The sequence below is a fragment of the Micromonospora sp. DT201 genome (assembly GCF_049841575.1).
Classification (GTDB): domain Bacteria; phylum Actinomycetota; class Actinomycetes; order Mycobacteriales; family Micromonosporaceae; genus Micromonospora.
The window spans coordinates 1-937 of the sequence record NZ_JBNCKP010000040.1 but is presented as its reverse complement, the minus strand read 5'-3'; the positions used below and the strand labels follow the sequence as shown (position 1 = coordinate 937).

The window sequence follows — 937 nt, the reverse complement described above, 5'->3', positions numbered from 1 at the left end:
CACGAGGCGCGCCGCCTTCACGACGGTCACCGCCACGGAAGCCACCCTCACGAGGCGCGCCGCCTTCACGACGGTCACCGCCACGGAAGCCACCCTCACGAGGCGCGCCGCCTTCACGACGGTCACCACCACGGAAACCGCCCTCACGAGGCGCGCCGCCTTCACGACGGTCACCACCACGGAAGCCACCCTCACGAGGCGCGCTGGACCGTGAGCCGTCCCGGTCGCCGCCGCGGAAGCCGCCCTCGCGGTCACCGCCACGGAAGCCACCCTCGCGAGGCGCGCCGCCTTCACGACGGTCGCCACCACGGAAGCCACCCTCACGGTCACCGCCACGGAAGCCACCCTCACGAGGCGCGCCGCCTTCACGACGGTCGCCACCACGGAAGCCACCGCCCTCACGCGGTCCGCTCGGCCGGGAGCTGTCCCGGTCGCCACCACGGAAACCACCCTCACGACGGTCGCCACCACGGAAGCCACCCTCACGGTCGCCACCGCGGAAGCCGCCCTCACGGTCGCCACCACGGAAACCGCCGCCCTCACGCGGTCCGCTCGGCCGGGAGCTGTCCCGGTCGCCACCGCGGAAACCACCCTCACGACGGTCGCCACCACGGAAGCCACCTTCGCGGTCACCGCCACGGAAGCCACCCTCGCGGCGATCGCCGCCGCGGAAACCGCCCTCACGGTCGCCACCACGGAAACCGCCTTCGCGACGCTCGCCGCCGCGGAAGCCACCTTCGCGGTCACCGCCACGGAAACCGCCTTCGCGGGACGGGGCGGAACGGGGACGGTCGCCACCCTGATAGCCGCCCTCACGACGGTCGCCGCCACGGAAGCCACCCTCACGGGGAGCGCCGGAGCGCGAACCATCACGGTCGCCGCCACGGAAGCCGCCTTCGCGACGGTCGCCACCACGGAAGCCACCCTCGCGCGGAGC

The 937-nt window shown here is 74.0% G+C and carries 1 protein-coding gene; it reads right to left on the bottom strand.

All coding sequences use genetic code 11. The features are described from left to right. On the bottom strand, positions 1–915 hold a 915-nt coding region (locus tag ACLQ28_RS33735; protein WP_425690308.1), incomplete at its 3' end, for a hypothetical protein. Positions 916–937 lie beyond the last annotated feature (22 nt).